This window comes from Holdemania massiliensis (assembly GCF_022440805.1).
GTDB classification, from domain to species: domain Bacteria; phylum Bacillota_I; class Bacilli_A; order Erysipelotrichales; family Erysipelotrichaceae; genus Holdemania; species Holdemania massiliensis_A.
Map to the genome: position 1 here is coordinate 1 of NZ_JAKNTK010000001.1, position 17370 is coordinate 17370.

General features: G+C 43.7%; 15 protein-coding genes, 1 other RNA gene, 1 pseudogene and 1 other annotated feature. Of the genes and pseudogenes, 16 read left to right on the forward strand and 1 reads right to left on the reverse strand.

The genetic code is table 11. The annotated features are described in order from the left end of the window. The 15 genes and pseudogenes from MCG46_RS00005 to MCG46_RS00075 form a co-directional block, all read left to right on the forward strand. Positions 1-416, forward strand: a pseudogene (locus MCG46_RS00005) (DNA polymerase III subunit beta); the annotation flags it as partial. Between the two features lie 102 nt (positions 417-518). Continuing rightward, complete coding sequence (yaaA, locus tag MCG46_RS00010) at positions 519-722, forward strand: S4 domain-containing protein YaaA (RefSeq protein WP_020226206.1); 204 nt, start codon at positions 519-521, stop codon at positions 720-722. After that, positions 719-1825 carry a DNA replication/repair protein RecF gene (gene recF / locus MCG46_RS00015; RefSeq protein WP_240276294.1) on the forward strand — a complete coding sequence of 369 codons (1107 nt, stop codon included), beginning with the start codon at positions 719-721 and terminating at the stop codon, positions 1823-1825. The genes yaaA and recF overlap by 4 nt, the downstream gene beginning before the upstream one ends. A 1-nt stretch (position 1826) precedes the next feature. Beyond that, positions 1827-3755 (forward strand): DNA topoisomerase (ATP-hydrolyzing) subunit B, encoded by a 1929-nt coding sequence (gene gyrB, locus MCG46_RS00020; protein ID WP_240276295.1) that lies wholly within the window; start codon positions 1827-1829, stop codon positions 3753-3755. 12 nt (positions 3756-3767) lie between these two features. Next, complete coding sequence (gene gyrA, locus MCG46_RS00025; RefSeq protein WP_240276296.1) at positions 3768-6329, forward strand: DNA gyrase subunit A; 2562 nt, start codon at positions 3768-3770, stop codon at positions 6327-6329. 286 nt (positions 6330-6615) lie between these two features. Further along, positions 6616-7593: a helix-turn-helix transcriptional regulator gene (locus tag MCG46_RS00030; protein WP_240276297.1), complete on the forward strand. Its 978-nt coding sequence runs from the start codon at positions 6616-6618 to the stop codon at positions 7591-7593. 142 nt (positions 7594-7735) lie between these two features. Continuing rightward, positions 7736-7937: a binding site (T-box leader), on the forward strand. Positions 7938-7975: 38 nt separating this feature from the next. After that, entirely contained in the window at positions 7976-9259 is a 1284-nt protein-coding gene (gene serS / locus MCG46_RS00035; RefSeq protein ID WP_240276299.1) for a serine--tRNA ligase, read from the forward strand. A gap of 44 nt (positions 9260-9303) precedes the next feature. Further along, positions 9304-9732, forward strand: coding sequence for an N-acetyltransferase (locus MCG46_RS00040; RefSeq protein ID WP_240276301.1), 429 nt, complete (start codon positions 9304-9306; stop codon positions 9730-9732). A gap of 179 nt (positions 9733-9911) precedes the next feature. Continuing rightward, positions 9912-10907 carry a C45 family autoproteolytic acyltransferase/hydolase gene (locus MCG46_RS00045; RefSeq protein ID WP_240276303.1) on the forward strand — a complete coding sequence of 332 codons (996 nt, stop codon included), beginning with the start codon at positions 9912-9914 and terminating at the stop codon, positions 10905-10907. A 181-nt stretch (positions 10908-11088) separates the two neighbouring features. Beyond that, positions 11089-11185, forward strand: an RNA gene (gene ffs, locus MCG46_RS00050) — signal recognition particle sRNA small type. Positions 11186-11202: 17 nt separating this feature from the next. Beyond that, complete coding sequence (gene tadA, locus MCG46_RS00055) at positions 11203-11748, forward strand: tRNA adenosine(34) deaminase TadA (RefSeq protein ID WP_240276305.1); 546 nt, start codon at positions 11203-11205, stop codon at positions 11746-11748. A gap of 90 nt (positions 11749-11838) precedes the next feature. Beyond that, a complete protein-coding gene (dnaX, locus tag MCG46_RS00060) occupies positions 11839-13677 on the forward strand; it encodes a DNA polymerase III subunit gamma/tau (protein WP_240276307.1) in 1839 nt (612 codons plus the stop codon). A 3-nt stretch (positions 13678-13680) separates the two neighbouring features. Then, positions 13681-13989, forward strand: a complete 309-nt coding sequence (locus MCG46_RS00065; protein WP_020226196.1) for a YbaB/EbfC family nucleoid-associated protein — start codon at positions 13681-13683, stop codon at positions 13987-13989. 4 nt (positions 13990-13993) lie between these two features. Beyond that, positions 13994-14587: a recombination mediator RecR gene (gene recR / locus MCG46_RS00070; protein WP_240276309.1), complete on the forward strand. Its 594-nt coding sequence runs from the start codon at positions 13994-13996 to the stop codon at positions 14585-14587. Between the two features lie 16 nt (positions 14588-14603). Further along, positions 14604-16271: a formate--tetrahydrofolate ligase gene (locus MCG46_RS00075; RefSeq protein WP_240276311.1), complete on the forward strand. Its 1668-nt coding sequence runs from the start codon at positions 14604-14606 to the stop codon at positions 16269-16271. A 114-nt stretch (positions 16272-16385) separates the two neighbouring features. Here MCG46_RS00075 and MCG46_RS00080 read toward each other — a convergent pair whose 3' ends face one another. Next, positions 16386-16724: a winged helix-turn-helix transcriptional regulator gene (locus MCG46_RS00080; RefSeq protein ID WP_240276313.1), complete on the reverse strand. Its 339-nt coding sequence runs from the start codon at positions 16722-16724 to the stop codon at positions 16386-16388. Positions 16725-16840: 116 nt separating this feature from the next. Here MCG46_RS00080 and MCG46_RS00085 point away from each other — a divergent pair, with 116 nt between their 5' ends. Continuing rightward, positions 16841-17239 (forward strand): pyridoxamine 5'-phosphate oxidase family protein, encoded by a 399-nt coding sequence (locus tag MCG46_RS00085; protein ID WP_240276315.1) that lies wholly within the window; start codon positions 16841-16843, stop codon positions 17237-17239. The last annotated feature ends 131 nt before the right edge of the window (positions 17240-17370 follow it).

Sequence of the window (17370 nt, forward strand, 5' to 3'; positions counted from 1 at the left end):
TTCAGACCCGCTTGATCGACGGCGCTTATCCAGAAACCGCTCGTTTAATTCCGACAGAATTCGCGCATGAGCTGACCGTGGATTCCCGCGATATGCTCAATGCGATTGACCGGGCTTCGTTTATCAAGAATGAAGGCATCTCCATCGTCAAGCTGAGCGCCAACAGCGAAGAAGTCGTTATTTCCAGCAAATCTCAGGAAGTCGGATCTTCGGTTGAAAATTTAAACATCATCGCTTATGAAGGCAATCCGCTTGAAATCTCATTCAGCGGCAAATATGTTTTTGAGGCAATCCGCGTTTTATCGGCAACAACGATCAAGATTATGTTCAGCGGTGAGATGAAACCCTTCGTCATCCGCAACATGGATGATGACTCGATTCTGCAGCTGGTTCTGCCGGTCAGAACGTATTCTTAAAACTTGCTGAAACACGAAATAAAAGGCACCCAGGCGGTGCTTTTTACTTGCTTTTGTGGTATAATCTAAGAGATAGGCCATAGGCAGGAAAGGACTCTGACAATGATCAAAATCGATACGGAATTCATTACCCTGGGACAGCTGCTGAAAATGACGGATTGGATCTCCTCCGGGGGCGAAGCCAAGTTTGCCGTGAAAGAATTAAAGATTCAGGTCAATGGTGAATCTGAAAATCGCCGCGGCCGCAAGCTTTATCCAGGGGACCAAATCAGTATCGAGGACAAGCGCTATACGATCGAACGATGAAGATCAATCAGATCCGCCTGAAGAATTTCAGAAACTATGATTCCTGCCAGCTGTTTCCGGATCCGCATATGAACGTGATCATCGGAAAAAATGCGCAGGGTAAAACCAATCTGCTGGAAAGCATCGTACTGCTTTCGACGACACGATCTCACCGGGCGATGCGGGATCAGGATATGATCCGCGAGGGGCAGGAATTCTGCAAAGCGGAATGCCGTCTGAATACCGAACCGGAGATGGTGCTGTCAGCGGTGATTCATGGAAAAGGAAAAACGCTGATGATTCATCAGAAGCCGGTTTCCCGATCCAGTGAATTCATCGGAAAGCTAAACGCGGTGCTGTTTGCGCCTTCGGATTTGGAACTGTTTGAGGCGCCGCCGAAGGTTAGGCGCCGGCTGATGGATGTTGAAATCGGCAAGGTTTCCCCGCGGTACATGCAGGCATTAAGCGCGATGATGAAGCTTCTAAAAGAACGCAACAGCCTGTTGAAACAGGAGCGGATCGACTTAGCGATGCTGGAAGTTTTAGATCAGCAGATGATCGAACAGGAGCTGACCTTGATTGCCATGCGCCGTCAGTTTATCGCTAAAATGAATGCGAGTCTAAGCCTGAAATACAATGCGCTGGCAGGAGAAAATGCCACGGTGAGCGCGGCCTACCATACGATAACCGAAAAAACAGAATTGCATGCCATGCGTGAAGAATTAGCGCGGAAGCTTTTGGAGAATCGGGAACGTGATCGGATCTTAAAGATAACGTCCAGCGGAGTTCATCGGGATGATCTGAGCTTTCAGCTCAATGACCGCGATGTGCTGAGCTATGCCTCGCAAGGGCAGCGGCGGATGATCGTTCTGGCCTGGAAGCTGTCCCTGATCGACTTCATTACCGATCAGCTCAACGAGCTGCCTGTGCTGCTTTTAGATGATGTGTTATCGGAGCTTGACCAACAGAAAAGGGTAAACCTTTTTTCTTTGATTTCCCCGGAAATTCAAACGTTTATTACGACGACAGAAATTGCGGATCTGCTTCCGTTTCTGCCGCGAAAACCAAAAATTGCAGAAATAGATTGCGGTCAGATACGACCTTGGAAGGAGGACATGAATTAACATGGAAAAACCAGTAGAGCATTCTTATACCTCGCATGACATTCAAGTGCTGGAGGGGTTAGAGGCGGTCAGAAAGCGGCCTGGCATGTATATCGGTTCAACTTCAGAAAAGGGCCTGCATCATCTGGTCTGGGAAATCGTGGACAACTCGATTGATGAAGCTTTAGCCGGATATGCTACAGATATTGAAGTCACCGTCGATAAGAACAATATTGTCACGGTTGCGGATAACGGGCGCGGCATGCCTGTTGAGATTCATGAGAAAACCGGGATTTCGACGGTAGAAACGATATTCACCGTCCTGCATGCCGGCGGAAAGTTCGGCGGCGGAGCCTATAAAGTTTCCGGCGGTCTGCATGGGGTCGGCGCTTCCGTCGTCAATGCGTTAAGCGAATGGCTGGAAGTCACGGTATATAAAGAAGGCAAGGTTTTCTTTATCCGTTTTGAAAATGGCGGCCAAGCTGTAGCGCCATTGAAGCAGATCGGTACTTGTGATCCAGAAAAGCACGGCAGCTTAGTTCGGTTTAAGGCGGATCCGACGATCTTTACGGAAACCGTAGCGTACAATCACGATGTCCTGTATGACCGGCTGCGTCAGATAGCTTTCTTAAACAAAGGGATCAAGCTGTTATTTACCGACGAGCGGATGGAAGAGGAAGCCAAGCGGTCGCATACCTTTCTGTATGAAGGCGGCTTAAAAGAATACATCGCATTCTTAAATAAAAATAAATCGCCGATCCATGAAGAAATTATTTATGTGGAAGGTGAACAGGATAACATTCAGGTTGAAATCGCGATGCAGTACAATGATGGATACGTTCCGAATGTGTATTCATTCTGCAACAACATCAACACCGGAGAAGGCGGCACGCATGAGGAAGGCTTCAAGCTGGCGCTGAACCGAACATTGAACAGTTATGCTAAAGAGGCGGGCCTGCTGAAAAAAGATGAGGAAGGTCTGCAGAGTGATGACGTCAGGGAAGGTCTAACGGCTATCATTTCCGTCAAGCATCCGGATCCGCAGTATGAAGGACAGACCAAAACCAAATTGGGCAACGTTGAGGTGCGTAAAATTGTATCCAACATTCTGGGCGAGCAGCTGGAACGCTTCCTGATGGAAAATCCGAACAGCGCCAAGCTGATCATTGAAAAAGCCCAGCTGGCTTCCAAGGCCCGTTTGGCAGCGAAAAAAGCGCGGGAACTGACCCGCCGCAAGAGTGCTTTGGAAATCAGTTCACTGCCGGGAAAACTGGCTGACTGTTCCAGCAAAAACGCGGAAATCTGCGAAATTTACCTGGTGGAAGGGGACTCCGCCGGCGGCAGCGCGAAGCAGGGAAGAAATTCCAAGTTTCAGGCGATTCTGCCGCTGCGCGGAAAGATTTTAAACGTTGAAAAGGCACGACTGCACCGAATTTTTGACAACAATGAAATCCGTTCGATGATCACGGCGTTCGGCGCCGGCGTGGGCGAGGAAGTGGATGTCACCAAGCTGCGCTATCATAAAATTGTTATCATGACCGATGCCGATGTCGACGGCGCGCATATCCGCACGCTGCTGCTGACATTCCTGTATCGTTATTTGCGTCCGGTCGTGGAAGGCGGATTCGTCTATATTGCCCAGCCGCCGCTGTATAAGATTCAAAAGGGCCAACAGGTTCGTTATGCTTACTCTGATGATGAATTGAATAAGGCGAAAGGGGAAATGGGCGACCGGCTGAACATTCAGCGCTACAAAGGTCTGGGTGAAATGAATCCGGAACAGCTGTGGGAAACGACCATGGATCCGGAAGTCAGAACGCTGATTCAGGTCACGATTGAAGACGCGATGGATGCGGATGCCGTATTCTCGATGCTGATGGGCGATGAAGTCGAACCGCGCCGCAACTTTATTCAGGAAAACGCCCATTTCGTTAAGAATTTAGATATTTAAGGAGGATCATAGATGGATGAGAATAACTTTAATCATGGAAATATAAAAACAACCAATATTTCCAGTGAAATGCGGACATCCTTTCTGGATTACTCCATGTCCGTTATTGTCGCACGAGCGCTGCCGGATGTTCGGGATGGCATGAAGCCTGTTCACCGCCGCATTTTATATGCCATGAATGACTTAGGCATTGTTGCCGACAAACCGCATAAGAAATCAGCGCGTATTGTCGGTGAAGTCATCGGTAAGTATCACCCACATGGAGATACGGCAGTTTATGAAACAATGGTGCGCATGGCACAGGATTTCAGCTACCGCTATCCATTAGTCGACGGTCACGGCAACTTTGGTTCTGTTGACGGCGATGGTGCGGCGGCGATGCGATATACCGAAGCGCGTATGTCCAAAATTTCCATGGAGCTGCTTCGTGATATCAACAAGGATACGGTTGACTGGATGGATAACTATGACGGGGAAGAACATGAACCGGTAGTTCTGCCTTGCCGTTTTCCGAACTTACTCGTCAATGGTACGACCGGCATTGCGGTCGGCATGGCAACCAACATTCCGCCGCATAATCTCGGTGAAACCATCGACGCTGTTTTTGCGATCATGGATAATCCGGATATCACCGTCATGGAATTGATGGAAGACTACATCAGCGGTCCGGATTTTCCTACCGGCGGCTATATTTTAGGCCGGGCTGGAATTAAGCAGGCTTATGAAACCGGCCGCGGATCCATCATGATTCGATCCAAGGTTCAGGTCGAAGACATGCCCAATGGCAAGAAACAGATTATTGTTACGGAAATTCCGTATGTTGTCAATAAAGCGGCACTGGTTGAGAAAATTGCCAGTTTGGTTCGTGAAAAGCTGATTGAAGGCATCACGGATCTGCGTGATGAATCCAACATGGAAGGCATTCGGATCGTGATTGAGCTGCGAAAAGATGTCCAGAGTGATGTCATTTTGAATCAGTTGTACCGCATGACTTCTTTGCAGACGTCCTTTGGTGTGAATATGATTGTCTTAGTGGACAATGCACCGCGTCAGCTGGGTTTGAAAGACGTGCTGCAATGTTATCTCGATCATCAGATCGACGTCACTGTACGCCGGACTCGCTTTGAACTGAAAAAAGCGGAAGATCGTGCACATATCTTGGAAGGCTTGAAGATTGCGCTGGATCACATTGATGAAATCATCACGCTGATCCGAAATTCCAAGGATACTTCGATCGCGATGAACGGCTTGATGGAAAATTTCGGTCTGAGTGAAATCCAGGCGAAAGCGATCCTCGATATGCAGTTCAGACGGCTTACCGGTTTGGAACGGCAGAAGATTGAAGAAGAATATGACGGCTTGATGGCACAGATTACAGATTTAAAAGATATTCTGAACAATCACAGCCGGGTTCTGGAAATCATTCGTACCGAATTGTCGGAAATCAAGGAAAAATACAATGATAAGCGTCGTTCTGAAATCATCGACGCGGAAATTGATATGCAGGATGAAGATTTGATTCCGCAGGAAGACGTTGTCATCACGATGACGGTCAATGGCTATGTCAAACGGATTCCAGTCGATACCTATCGTCTGCAGAACCGCGGCGGCAAGGGCATCAAAGGCATGAGCATGCATGAAGATGATATTGTTGATCAGTTCTTGACGATGATGACGCATGATTACCTGCTGATGTTTACCAACCTGGGAAAAGTCTATCGGATTAAGGGATATCAAGTTCCGCTGGCTTCCCGGACATCGAAGGGAATCCCGATTGTCAATCTGCTGAATCTCGATAAGAATGAAAAAGTTCTGGCGATGGTTCCGGTTGAACGGGAGAATTCTCCAGCGAAATTCTTATTCTTCGTTACTGCTCAGGGAATTGTCAAACGGGTACCGATTGAAGAGTTTGAAAATATTCGTCAGTCAGGAAAGATTGCGATTAATCTGCGCGATGGCGATGAATTGATCAGTGCGAAGCCGACGACCGGCAGCAGTCAGATTCTGATTGCGGCGGCCAATGGTCAGGCGATTCGCTTTAACGAAACGGATGTTCGTCCGATGGGCCGAACCGCTACGGGTGTTAAGGGCTTCAATGTGAACGGCAGCCGGGTTATCGGCATGACCACCGATTTTGAAGGTCAGTATATCCTGTCAGTCACGGAAAAAGGTTATGGTAAGAAATCCAAGCTGGAAGATTACCGCATGACCAACCGCGGTGGCAAGGGGGTTAAGACGGTTCAGGTGACCGAGAAGAATGGTCCGCTGGTCTTCCTGCGTGCGGTTAACGGCGATGAAGACTGTCTGATAATGACGAATGAAGGCATTGTCATTCGTATCAGTCTGGAAAAGGTTTCGGTTTACAGTCGGAATACTCAGGGTGTAAAATTGATTTCCGTTGAAGATGACCAGAGCGTTTCTACTGTGGCTATCGTTTATAAATCAGAAGACGATGAAGAAACAGAAGAGGATACGGAGAACAACGAATTCAATTCAGAGCTTGAAGGAGAAACAGCCGGGGTTTCAGAAGCGGAATCAACGGTGAACTCCGAATCGGAAGATATTGCTGAATAGTCATTAAAAGAGTGCAGTGTTAAAAATTAGAAAAAAGCTATAGTCCATTGTGAATATAGCTTTTTTTCATTTGTTTTATGCATATAATAAGAAAGATGATTATTTTAAAGTTATGAGTGAATTCATTCATAAAATCAGAAATAACGGTTTGAATATTATTTAATTAAGATTATCCTGTTGTAAATCGAAAAAAAATTTTTGGAATGCTAAAAGAAGACAAGTCAGATCAAGCAGAAGAGATTTGAAATTTCTATAATATTAGAGTAGCAGCGGAAGGAGAATGAAAATGTTTGAGTGGCAGAAGCAAATTCAGATAATCGTGGATGAGATTGATGAAAGCATAAAGCAGCATCAGGATGAAGCGCTGACATTGCATAATCTTGCACAGCGATTGGGTTATTCTGAATTTTACATGACACGGAAATTCAAAGCTATTTCCGGTATGGTCTTTCGGGATTATCTGCGATATCGAAAACTGGCTTTCGCATTGAAAGAAGTGCGTGACAGCAAGAAAAGTATGATTGAAATTGCATTCAGCTATGGATTTTCTTCCCATGAGGCCTTTACCCGAGCCTTTAAGCGAATGTATGGGATCACACCCAGTCAGTATCGAAAAAATCCAAAGCCTGTCATTCTGCGCACAAAAATTCATTCCTTCGACCGTTACTTTTTAGGATTAGGAGAAATTGGAATGATGAAAACAACAGAAGACTTAAAAATTTACTTTGTCACAATTCCGGCGCATCAGTTTTTACACATTAAAAATTATGAAAGTAATGGTTATTGGGATTTCTGGCAGAAACAAAGCTTAATTCCAGGGCAGGATCAAGCTACGATTTGTGGTTTGCTAGACAGTATTAAAGGTAAATTGGATGATGAAGGTGGAAGTGATACGGACAGCGGAAGCGGCCAGGTGATGGCGTATATCAATGATCCGCAGGGAAGACTCTGTGATTGGGGATTTCCTCGCATTGAATGTTATGGCGTTCGTCTGCCTCTTGATTATCAGGGGGATATTCCTGATTCGATGACGTTGACAACGATTCCGGAAGCAGAATATCTTGTTTTTGAACATGGACCATTTAATTACGAACAAGAAAACCGCAGTATTGAGGAACAAGTTGAAAAAGCCATGGCTGAATTCGATTTCACGGAAACAGAATATTGTTACGATACAACAACACCGGGGAGAATCGTATATTTCTATTTTAATCCTGAGCGGTTTTGGAAATATATTCGGCCTGTTCGTAAAATTGCTGATTAAACGAGATTTATTTGTGAGAATACAGACTAAGAAGAAGTTTATTTTCTTAAAATCAGGTCAAACTGATTAAGAACGTGAAATGAATGACAACGGTTTAGTTTTATCCATTGACAAAAAAATGACCCTTGATTAAAATGAAGGTGTTAAAACGTAGATGAGGACAAGTAAGTTCATGATTATCCTTAGAGAAGCAGTGGATGGTGAAAACTGTTGATAATTTGTACTGAAATCCACCTCGGAGTGAAAGTAAACCTTTCCGGTTATCGCCGTTAACGATTCAAGTGATCGATGTTTCACGTGAAACATTGGTAATTAGGGTGGCAACACGAGGCATCGTCCCTGAATGGGCGGGCCTTTTTTATGTTAAAAGGAGGAAATAGTCATGCTGGACATTAATTTGTTGCGTACAAATCCAGAAGTAGTCAAAGAAAACATTAAAAAGAAGTTTCAGAATCAAAAATTGGAATTAGTCGATAAGGTTGTTGAGCTGGATCGCCAATTCCGAAAAGCGAAGACTGACGGTGACAGCTTAAGAGGGCAAAGAAATGCCATCAGCAAGCAAATCGGCGGATTTATGAAGCAAGGACTTAAAGACAAGGCAGAAGAGGCCAAGAAAGAAGTCGCTAATATTGCTAAGCAGTTAGCTGATTTAGAAGTGAAGGAAGAGGAACTGGCAGCCGAAATTAAAAAAATCATGCTTGTTCTTCCGAATATCATTGATGAAACAGTTCCGATTGGCAAAGATGACAGCGAAAATGTGGAAATTGAGAAATTTGGTGAGCCGGTTGTGCCTGAATATGAAATTCCATACCATACCGACATTATGGAAGCTTTCGATGGCATTGATCTGGATAGCGCACGGAAGACAAGCGGCAATGGATTCTACTATTTGAAAGGCGATATTGCCCGACTGCACTCTGCAATCCTGTCTTATGCCCGTGATTTCATGATTGATCGGGGATTTACTTACTACATTCCGCCATTCATGATCCGCAGTGATGTTGTAACAGGAGTTATGAGCTTTGCGGAAATGGAAAATATGATGTATAAAATTGAAGGAGAAGATCTGTATTTGATCGGAACGAGTGAACATTCCATGATTGGCAAGTTCATCGACACGATTATTGATGAAGAGAAGCTCCCGCAGACATTAACCTCGTATTCTCCTTGCTTCCGTAAGGAAGTAGGCGCTCATGGAATTGAAGAACGCGGTGTTTACCGTATTCATCAATTTGAAAAACAGGAAATGATCGTTGTCTGCAAACCAGAAGATTCTAAATACTGGTATGATCAGCTTTGGAAGAACTCCGTTGATTTCTTCCGTTCCTTGGATATTCCTGTAAGAACTCTGGAATGTTGTTCCGGAGATCTGGCTGACTTAAAAGTGAAGAGCTGTGATGTTGAGGCATGGTCGCCGCGGCAGAAGAAGTATTTTGAAGTTGGAAGCTGTTCTAATCTGGGTGATGCTCAGGCTCGCCGCCTTGGAATTCGTGTTCAGGGTAAGGAAGGCAAATACTTTGCGCATACCTTGAATAATACCGTTGTTGCACCGCCAAGAATGCTGATTGCTTTCCTGGAGAATAACTTAAATGCCGATGGAACAGTGAATATTCCTGAACCATTGAGAATGTATATGGGCGGAAAGACTAAAATCGAGAAAAAGTAGAGCTAAAAGGGGAGATTTCCCCTTTTTGTATGAGGAAAATCTGTATGATAAGAAAGATGGAAGAAAGAGATCTGGATCGGGTTATTCAGATCTGGTTAGAAGGTAATCTTCAGGCACATCCCTTTATTAATTCTGGTTATTGGAAATCCAATCTGAGATTAGTTCGTGAGATGCTGCCGAGGAGTCAGGTGTTTATTGATGAACAAGGAGGAATTATCACTGGTTTTATGGGATTGAATGGCAACAAAATTGAAGGCCTATTTGTTAATTCGAACTTTCAATCGAAAGGTATCGGACGTTCTCTGGTACAGTTGGCAAAATCAATCCATAATGAATTAACCTTATGTGCCTATAAAAAGAATAAGAAGGCAATCGCATTCTATAATCAAGCAGGTTTTAGCGTTATTGAACAGCGAATAGAGGAAGAAACACAGGAAGAGGAATTGCTTATGAGGTGGAAGAAATCTTATTGATAAGAATAGAAGCATTGATTGATAAAATCATAATGTTTCACGTGAAACATAAAATTCATGAAGCCTTTTTATCCGAGTGAGTAAATCTAAAAAATAAAATTAAAGCATAGACAAGAATTTTTTATTCGATTATGCTAACTATGGAGATGGCGCCAGCTCCTGACATCAGGAGGATGAAAATGAACTATTTGAATTTAAAAGGAACTCCAAGAGAAATTGGTTTTCAATGTGGAAAATATTTTGCCAAACAGGGAATTAATATTTCAGACACATTACCACCAAGTACGGAGGAACGAAAAAAGTACAGCATTGCAGTAAAACCAATCTATAAACAAAAATATCCCATGCTTTTGGAAGAAATAGAGGGACTTGCGGAAGGAAATGGCTGTAATGAAGAAGCATTAATGACATTTCTTCTAAGTATGTATACCTATACTGCAATGAATTTTTGTACCTGTATTGCTGGAATTAATGAGAAGGGACATCCTTTATTAGGAAGAAACAGCGATTTCCTTATAGCCATGCAGTCAATGTATTCCCATTGCCTTATTCAACCTGCGTCAGGCTATGCTTTCATTGGAAATACAACAGGTTTTGTTGAAATGGAAGATGGGATGAATGAGAAAGGTCTGGCTGTCGGAATGACCTTTATTTACAGTAAGGAGAAACATTTGGGTATAAATGCAGGAATGATTGTCAGAATTCTTTTAGAACAGTGCAAATCAGTCGATGAAGCGATATTATTGCTTAAAAAAATGAGAATCGGCTCAGCACAAACATTCACTTTAGCGGATCGAAAGGGAAATAGAGCGATTGTTGAATGCAATGCAAAGAGAGTGGAGGTCATTCAGTCAGATTCTGTTCTTTTTGCAGTAAATCAATTCACCAGTGATTCCATGAAGTCCTATAATCCAATAGGTATAGATGATATGGAGTCTGATCTCCGCTTAAAAACCTGCAGGGAAGCCTTAAGTCATTCAGACAGACTGAGTGCAGATTATATGAGAGAGGTATTGAGTGGAAAGCAAGGCTTTCTTTGCCAATATGATCGCAGCAGAGGCGGCGATACAGTCTGGTCAGTGATCTATGATCTGAATGAAATAGCTGTTTTGTTCTGTGATGGCAATCCATCACGAAAACCATTTAAGAAACTAGATGAAAGACTTAATCGTTAACTTTGGTATTAATCTGACTGATTAAAGATGAATTTTGTTGTTTCACAATGCGCATTCTCTAATCCTTAATGTTTCACGTGAAACATTGTAAAGATCACTTAAAACTAGGATTAATCATTCCCAGAATCCTTGAAGCGAATTGATCAGGATAAAGCTTGCGTAAAGAATTGAAATTCGGTATAATAATAAACGGTACAACAAACATATTTGAACCTGGTCAGGACCGGAAGGTAGCAGCCATAAGAATCCCTGTTTGTGTGTACCCTTTTTATTTTTCTGAATCGAGGTTGAAAATATGCCAGGGAACAAACAACAAAAAAATGATGAATATTTCATGCGTCAGGCAATCAAAGAAGCAATGAAGGCTGAACTGTTGGATGAAGTACCTATCGGAGCAGTCATCGTGCATGATGATAAGATCATCGCCCGCGGATATAATCTGCGCGAAAAGAAACAATCGTCACTCGCTCACGCTGAGATTTTGGCAATAGAAAAGGCCTGTAAAAAAATAGGTTCCTGGCGTTTGGAAGACTGTGTTCTTTATGTGACATTGGAACCTTGTCCGATGTGTGCCGGCGCGATTCTGCAATCACGAATTGCCAAAGTTGTTTATGGCGCCTCAGATCCGAAAGGCGGCAGTGTTGGAACCTGTTTTAACCTCTATGAAATACCCGGTTTTAATCACTATCCAGAAGTGATCGGCGGAGTTCTTCACGAAGACTGTGCAGCGCTGTTAAAGACCTTTTTTAAACGAAAACGCGAACAGAAAAACAAAATAAAAGAACTGAAAACCGACGATTCTTCTCATCTTGAACATGAGAAGGAAAACGGCAAAAAATAACAAGAACGAATGCAGTAAAAAGATGGGTTTTCATTTTAATGACGACTCATTTTTGTTATAATAATGAAGTCAGTGAAGGAGGAATCAGGCATGAGTTATAAAGCGTTATATCGGACCTATCGACCGTCCTCCTTTGAAGAAGTCGTAGGTCAGCAGCATATTGTCACAACGCTGAAAAACGCTGTAAAACAAAATAAAATAGCCCACGCATATCTGTTCTGCGGACCGCGCGGAACTGGGAAAACATCCATTGCCAAGCTGTTGGCGAAAGCCGTGAACTGCGAAGATCAGCAGAATGCTCCATGCAGTCAATGCCGCAGCTGTCTGGCGATCCAGCAGGGCAATCATCCCGATATCGTAGAAATTGACGCCGCATCGAATAATGGTGTTGATGAAGTGCGTGAATTAATTGAAAAAGTCAAATATGCGCCTTTGGAAGGTCGATATAAAGTTTATATCATTGACGAAGTTCATATGATGTCTTCGGGTGCGTTCAATGCCTTGTTAAAAACTCTGGAAGAACCACCGGCTCACGTCATCTTTATTCTGGCAACGACTGAGCCGCAAAAAGTCCTGCCAACGATCATATCCCGGTGTCAGCGTTATGATTTTACCAAAGTCGGACAGAACGAAATCATCTCGCGTGTGCGCAGTGTTTTGGAACAGGAACATATAGAATGCGAAGATGAAGCTCTCCGTCTGGTCGCTCAGCTGGCAGATGGCGGCATGCGCGATGCCCTGAGCATTATGGACCAATGCATCGCCTATGCGCAGAACCACATTACGGCAGCCCATGTTAATGAAATCTACGGTATTACAACCGTAACGGAAAAAATTGAAATGCTTCAGTGGATATTCCAACATGAAGCCCAGCCGCTGCTGGAAAAAATCCGGATATTGAATGAAAAAGGCGTGGATATCAAACGATTGACATCCGATTTGATTGAAATATTGAAAGAATGCGTTATTTACATCTATACGCAGGATACAACCCTGCTGAATAAAATTGATGAGAAAGAAGCCAATACGATTATCAGCGGAAGAAGTTCGCGGGATTTGCTGGCATTGATTGATATTCTGATGGAAACCCTGGAAAAATATCGTACAGCAAGCAGTGCCGCTTCTTACTTTGAAGTCGCAGTTTTAAAGATGATGGCGGAGCTGGATCAAAGTCAGCGTCCGGCACTGCCGGTCCAACCTGCTTTTACCCAGCCTATTATCCAAGCGGCAGCTGCACAAAATACGGTCCCTATTGTGAAATCTACGTCCGAAGTACAAAACATCCCGCAAATGCCAGGTGAGGAAGTTGATTTAACGGAAGACATGCTGTCGGATGAATTGATTCCACCGGCTCCTCAAACATTGGAAGAAAGTATAGGATCAGTTCAGGAGAAACCTGTTGAAGTTCATCCAGAATTGGAAATTCAACCTTTGAATTACGAATTTGTCATGCAGCTGTTAACGGGTGCCAATAAAGAGATGCGGATGAAAGATGAAAATCAATGGAAACTGATTGATCAGAAATGCCGTGATCGGGATCTCAACTGTGCGAGAATTGCGAATCTTTTACGCAATGGAAAAATTGTGGCGAGTGCCGAAAACTACATTCTGATCTGCGTATCCTATCAGGCGTTGGCCAATCAGATCAATGATCCGGCGATGAAGGAACAAATTAATCAATTTTGTTACGAAAATCTGGAAATTAAAAAACAACTCTTTGCGATTACCCAGGAACAGTTTAAAATAGAAACAGACGATTTCCGTATTCGCTCCCGTAATGGAACATTGCCTCAGCCGGCCAATGTCGCTCCGGTAGAAATAGGCAAGGAAATCAAGAAAGAAGACGTAACCGAACAGGAAGAAAATGTGGTTGATAAGCTTTTTGACCTGTTCGGCGCTGAAAATGTCGAAATCATCGAGGAGGAATAACAAATGAACATTCAACATTTATTAAAACAGGCGCAGCAGATGCAGAATCAGATCGGAAAAGTGGAAAAGGAAATTGAAGCCACGGAATACACTGCAACTGCCGGCGGCGATGCGGTGAAAGTAACGTTAACAGGAAAAATGGAAGTAACAGGCATTGAAATCAGTGCCGAGCTGTTATCCGCAGATTCCAAGGAAATGCTTGAAGATACGGTCATGATTGCGGTCAATGCTGCGTTAGCGGCTGCGGTGAAAGATAAAGAAGAACGCATGAACAAGATTACCCAGGGCGTTAAGATGCCGGGAGCTTTCTAATTGCATGTATCCAAAGTCATTTGAGCGACTGATTGAATGTTTTCAACTCTTGCCGGGAGTTGGCGCGAAGACCGCGGAACGATACGCCTTTACCATGCTTGATGCTCCCCAAGAACAAATTGAATTATTTGCACAAGCGTTGATTGGCTGTAAAAAAGACATCAAACGCTGCAGGATCTGCGGTAATATCAGTGATCAGGAAGAATGTCCGATCTGTCAGAACGAAAATCGAAATCCGCGGATGATCTGCGTCGTGCAGTCACCTAAGGATGTCATTGCGATGGAAAAAATGCAGGAATATGCCGGAACTTATCATGTATTAAATGGATTGATATCCACCTCAAAAGGAATCATGCCGGAAGATCTGAACATCGATGCACTCCTGGAACGAATCACACCGGAAACGGAGGAAGTGATCATTGCCACCAATGCGACGATCGAAGGGGAAACAACGGCACTGTATCTGGATAAGCTGCTGTCAGGCAAAGGTGTTCTCGTCACGCGCATTGCGCATGGCCTGCCGATGGGCGGACATCTGGATTATGCCGATGAATTAACACTGATTAAAGCGTTTGAAGGGCGCAAGAGCCTTAAATAAGAGAGAAGGGGTTAACATGAAAACAGATTTACAAATCGCACAGGAAAACACGATGGACAATATCGAAAAAATTGCGAGAAAGGCCAAAATTGATCCTGATTACCTCGAAGTCTATGGCAAAAACAAAGCAAAGATTGATCTTAAGATTATGGATAAGATTGCGGACAACCGCAATGGCAAGCTGATTTTGGTAACTGCGATCAATCCGACTAAAGCGGGGGAAGGAAAATCAACAACCACGATTGGTTTAGTCGATGGATTAGCGCAAATCAACAAAATGGTTATCGGCTGTCTGCGTGAACCTTCTCTGGGGCCGGTTTTTGGCTTAAAAGGCGGAGCGACCGGCGGCGGTTATGCGCAGGTTGTGCCAATGGAAGAAATCAATCTGCATTTCACAGGTGATATGCATGCAATTACGGCCGCAAACAACCTGATCAGTGCAGTCATGGATAATCATATTTATCAGGGCAATGAATTGAATATTGATCCGACCAAGGTTGTTTGGAAACGGTGCCTGGATATGAATGACCGCACGCTGCGCAGCATTACTATTGCTCAGGATAAGAAAACGAACGGGGTAGAGCGAAAAGATGGATTCATTATCACCGTAGCCACTGAAATCATGGCAATTATGTGTCTTTCTAAAGATCTTCAGGATTTTGAAAAGCGTGTCAGCCGTGCTGTTGTCGCTTATACATATGACGATCAGCCTGTTACGGTAGGCGATCTGAAAGTGGAAGGCGCAGTGACGCTGGTGATGAAGGAAGCACTGAAACCGAATCTGGTGCAGACTCTGGAAAAAACACCGGTCTTTATCCATGGCGGACCTTTTGCCAACATCGCGCATGGCTGCAACAGTCTGATCGCAACCCGTATGGCGCTGAAGCTGTCCGATTACGTCGTAACTGAAGCGGGATTCGGCGCGGATTTAGGGGCTGAAAAATTCTTTGATATTAAGTGCCGTTACGGCGAGCTGAAACCGAATGCGGTGGTTATCGTAGCGACAGCCCGCGCCTTGAAGCTGCACGGCGGTGTGCCGGCGGATCAGCTGAAAGAAGAGAATGTCCCAGCGATTCTGGAAGGAATTAAAAATCTGGAAAAGCATATTGAATCGATTAAACAATATCGTGTTCCATATATTGTCGCAATCAATAAGTTCAGCGCGGATACGCAGGCAGAAGTCAATGCGATTCTGAACTGGTGCAAAGATAACGGTCATCGTGTTGTCTTGTCTGATGCCTGGGCCAGCGGCGGTGCCGGAGCCGTAGATCTGGCGCAGGAAGTGGTCAGAATGTGTGAAGAAGACTCCAAATTTGAACCATTATACGATCTGGATCTGTCATTGGAAGAAAAGATCGGAACGATTGTGCGGAAGATTTATGGCGGACGTTCTGTAATTTTCAGCGATCGAGCGAAAGCTCAGCTGGAGGAATATAAACAGGCTGGATGGGATAAGCTGCCTGTCTGCATGGCTAAAACACCGAATTCATTAACAGATGACGCCAAGATCGTGGGTCGTCCAACTGATTTTGATATTCATGTTCAGGAACTGCGAATTTCTGCGGGAGCTGGTTTTGTGGTTGTCCTGACTGGAAATATCATGACGATGCCAGGTTTGCCGAAAGATCCGGCAGCTCTGCACATGGGAATGAATGAAAAGGGAATTTCGTACGGAATTTTCTAACATTAAAACTGACATGAGAATTAGAAATAACCACCGACTTCACTTAGCCGGTGGTTTTCTTATTTTTGCCTGTGTCAGATATCCACTAGGGATGTTTGCTAGGGCAAGTAGCAACTATTTTTGATTATCCAAATAATGAATATACTCATTACCCCATATTTCCAAGACGGATAAAACCTTTTTAAACTTTTCACCGATTTCGCTTAACTGATATTCTACTTTAGGCGGAACCTGTTGATATTCTTTTCGTATAATCAGACCTTCTTCTTCCAACTGTTTTAATTGTCGGGATAAGGTAGTATGTGTCATTTTCTCCGGCATTCTTCGCTGCAGTTCATTAAAACGTAAGGGTTCCTCAGATAAGAGGTACAAAATGAACATTGACCATTTTCCGGTTAAAACTTTTTGAGCCGTGACATAAGGACACTTTCCAAATAATCTGCGCTGTTCCATCTATTTTATTCTCCTGACTAGGTATCAATAATGATCGTACTAGAAATATTGATCGTGTAAATTATAATACTCGATAACAGGCAAAAAAACAAGCCTGATGAAAAGGAGAGTCAATGATGAATGAAGTAGTGAACTATTTAAGAACGTGCGGAACTTTCTTTCTGGCAACGAGTGAAGAAGAGAAGCCGCATGTTCGCCCGTTTGGAGCTGTCTGCGAGTTTGAAGGTAAGCTCTATTTTGTAACAAATAACAAAAAGAAGGTTTATCAACAATTAAAAGAAAATCCAAGCGTAGAACTTTGCGGAATGAGTAAGGGAACTTGGATCCGTGTTTCGGGTGAAGTGAAGGAAGATGATCGGCGGGAAGCGCGGCTGGCGATGATGAATGAAAATCGACAGGCACTAAGCAGTATGTATACAGTGGATGATCATCTCATGACAGTTTTCTATTTTGTACAAGGAGAAGCAACCCTTTATTCGTTTACCGAAGAACCCAAAAAAATCCAGCTTGACTGAACTAAAACTACAGTCCCTGTTAACAAGAAAATAAAATGTCATAAAACAAGACTTTCTATCCATAGACTGAAATCCTGAAAAAAGAATTCCTTCTTAATGCTTGCAAGCGTAAATTTGAAGTCAGGAAATGC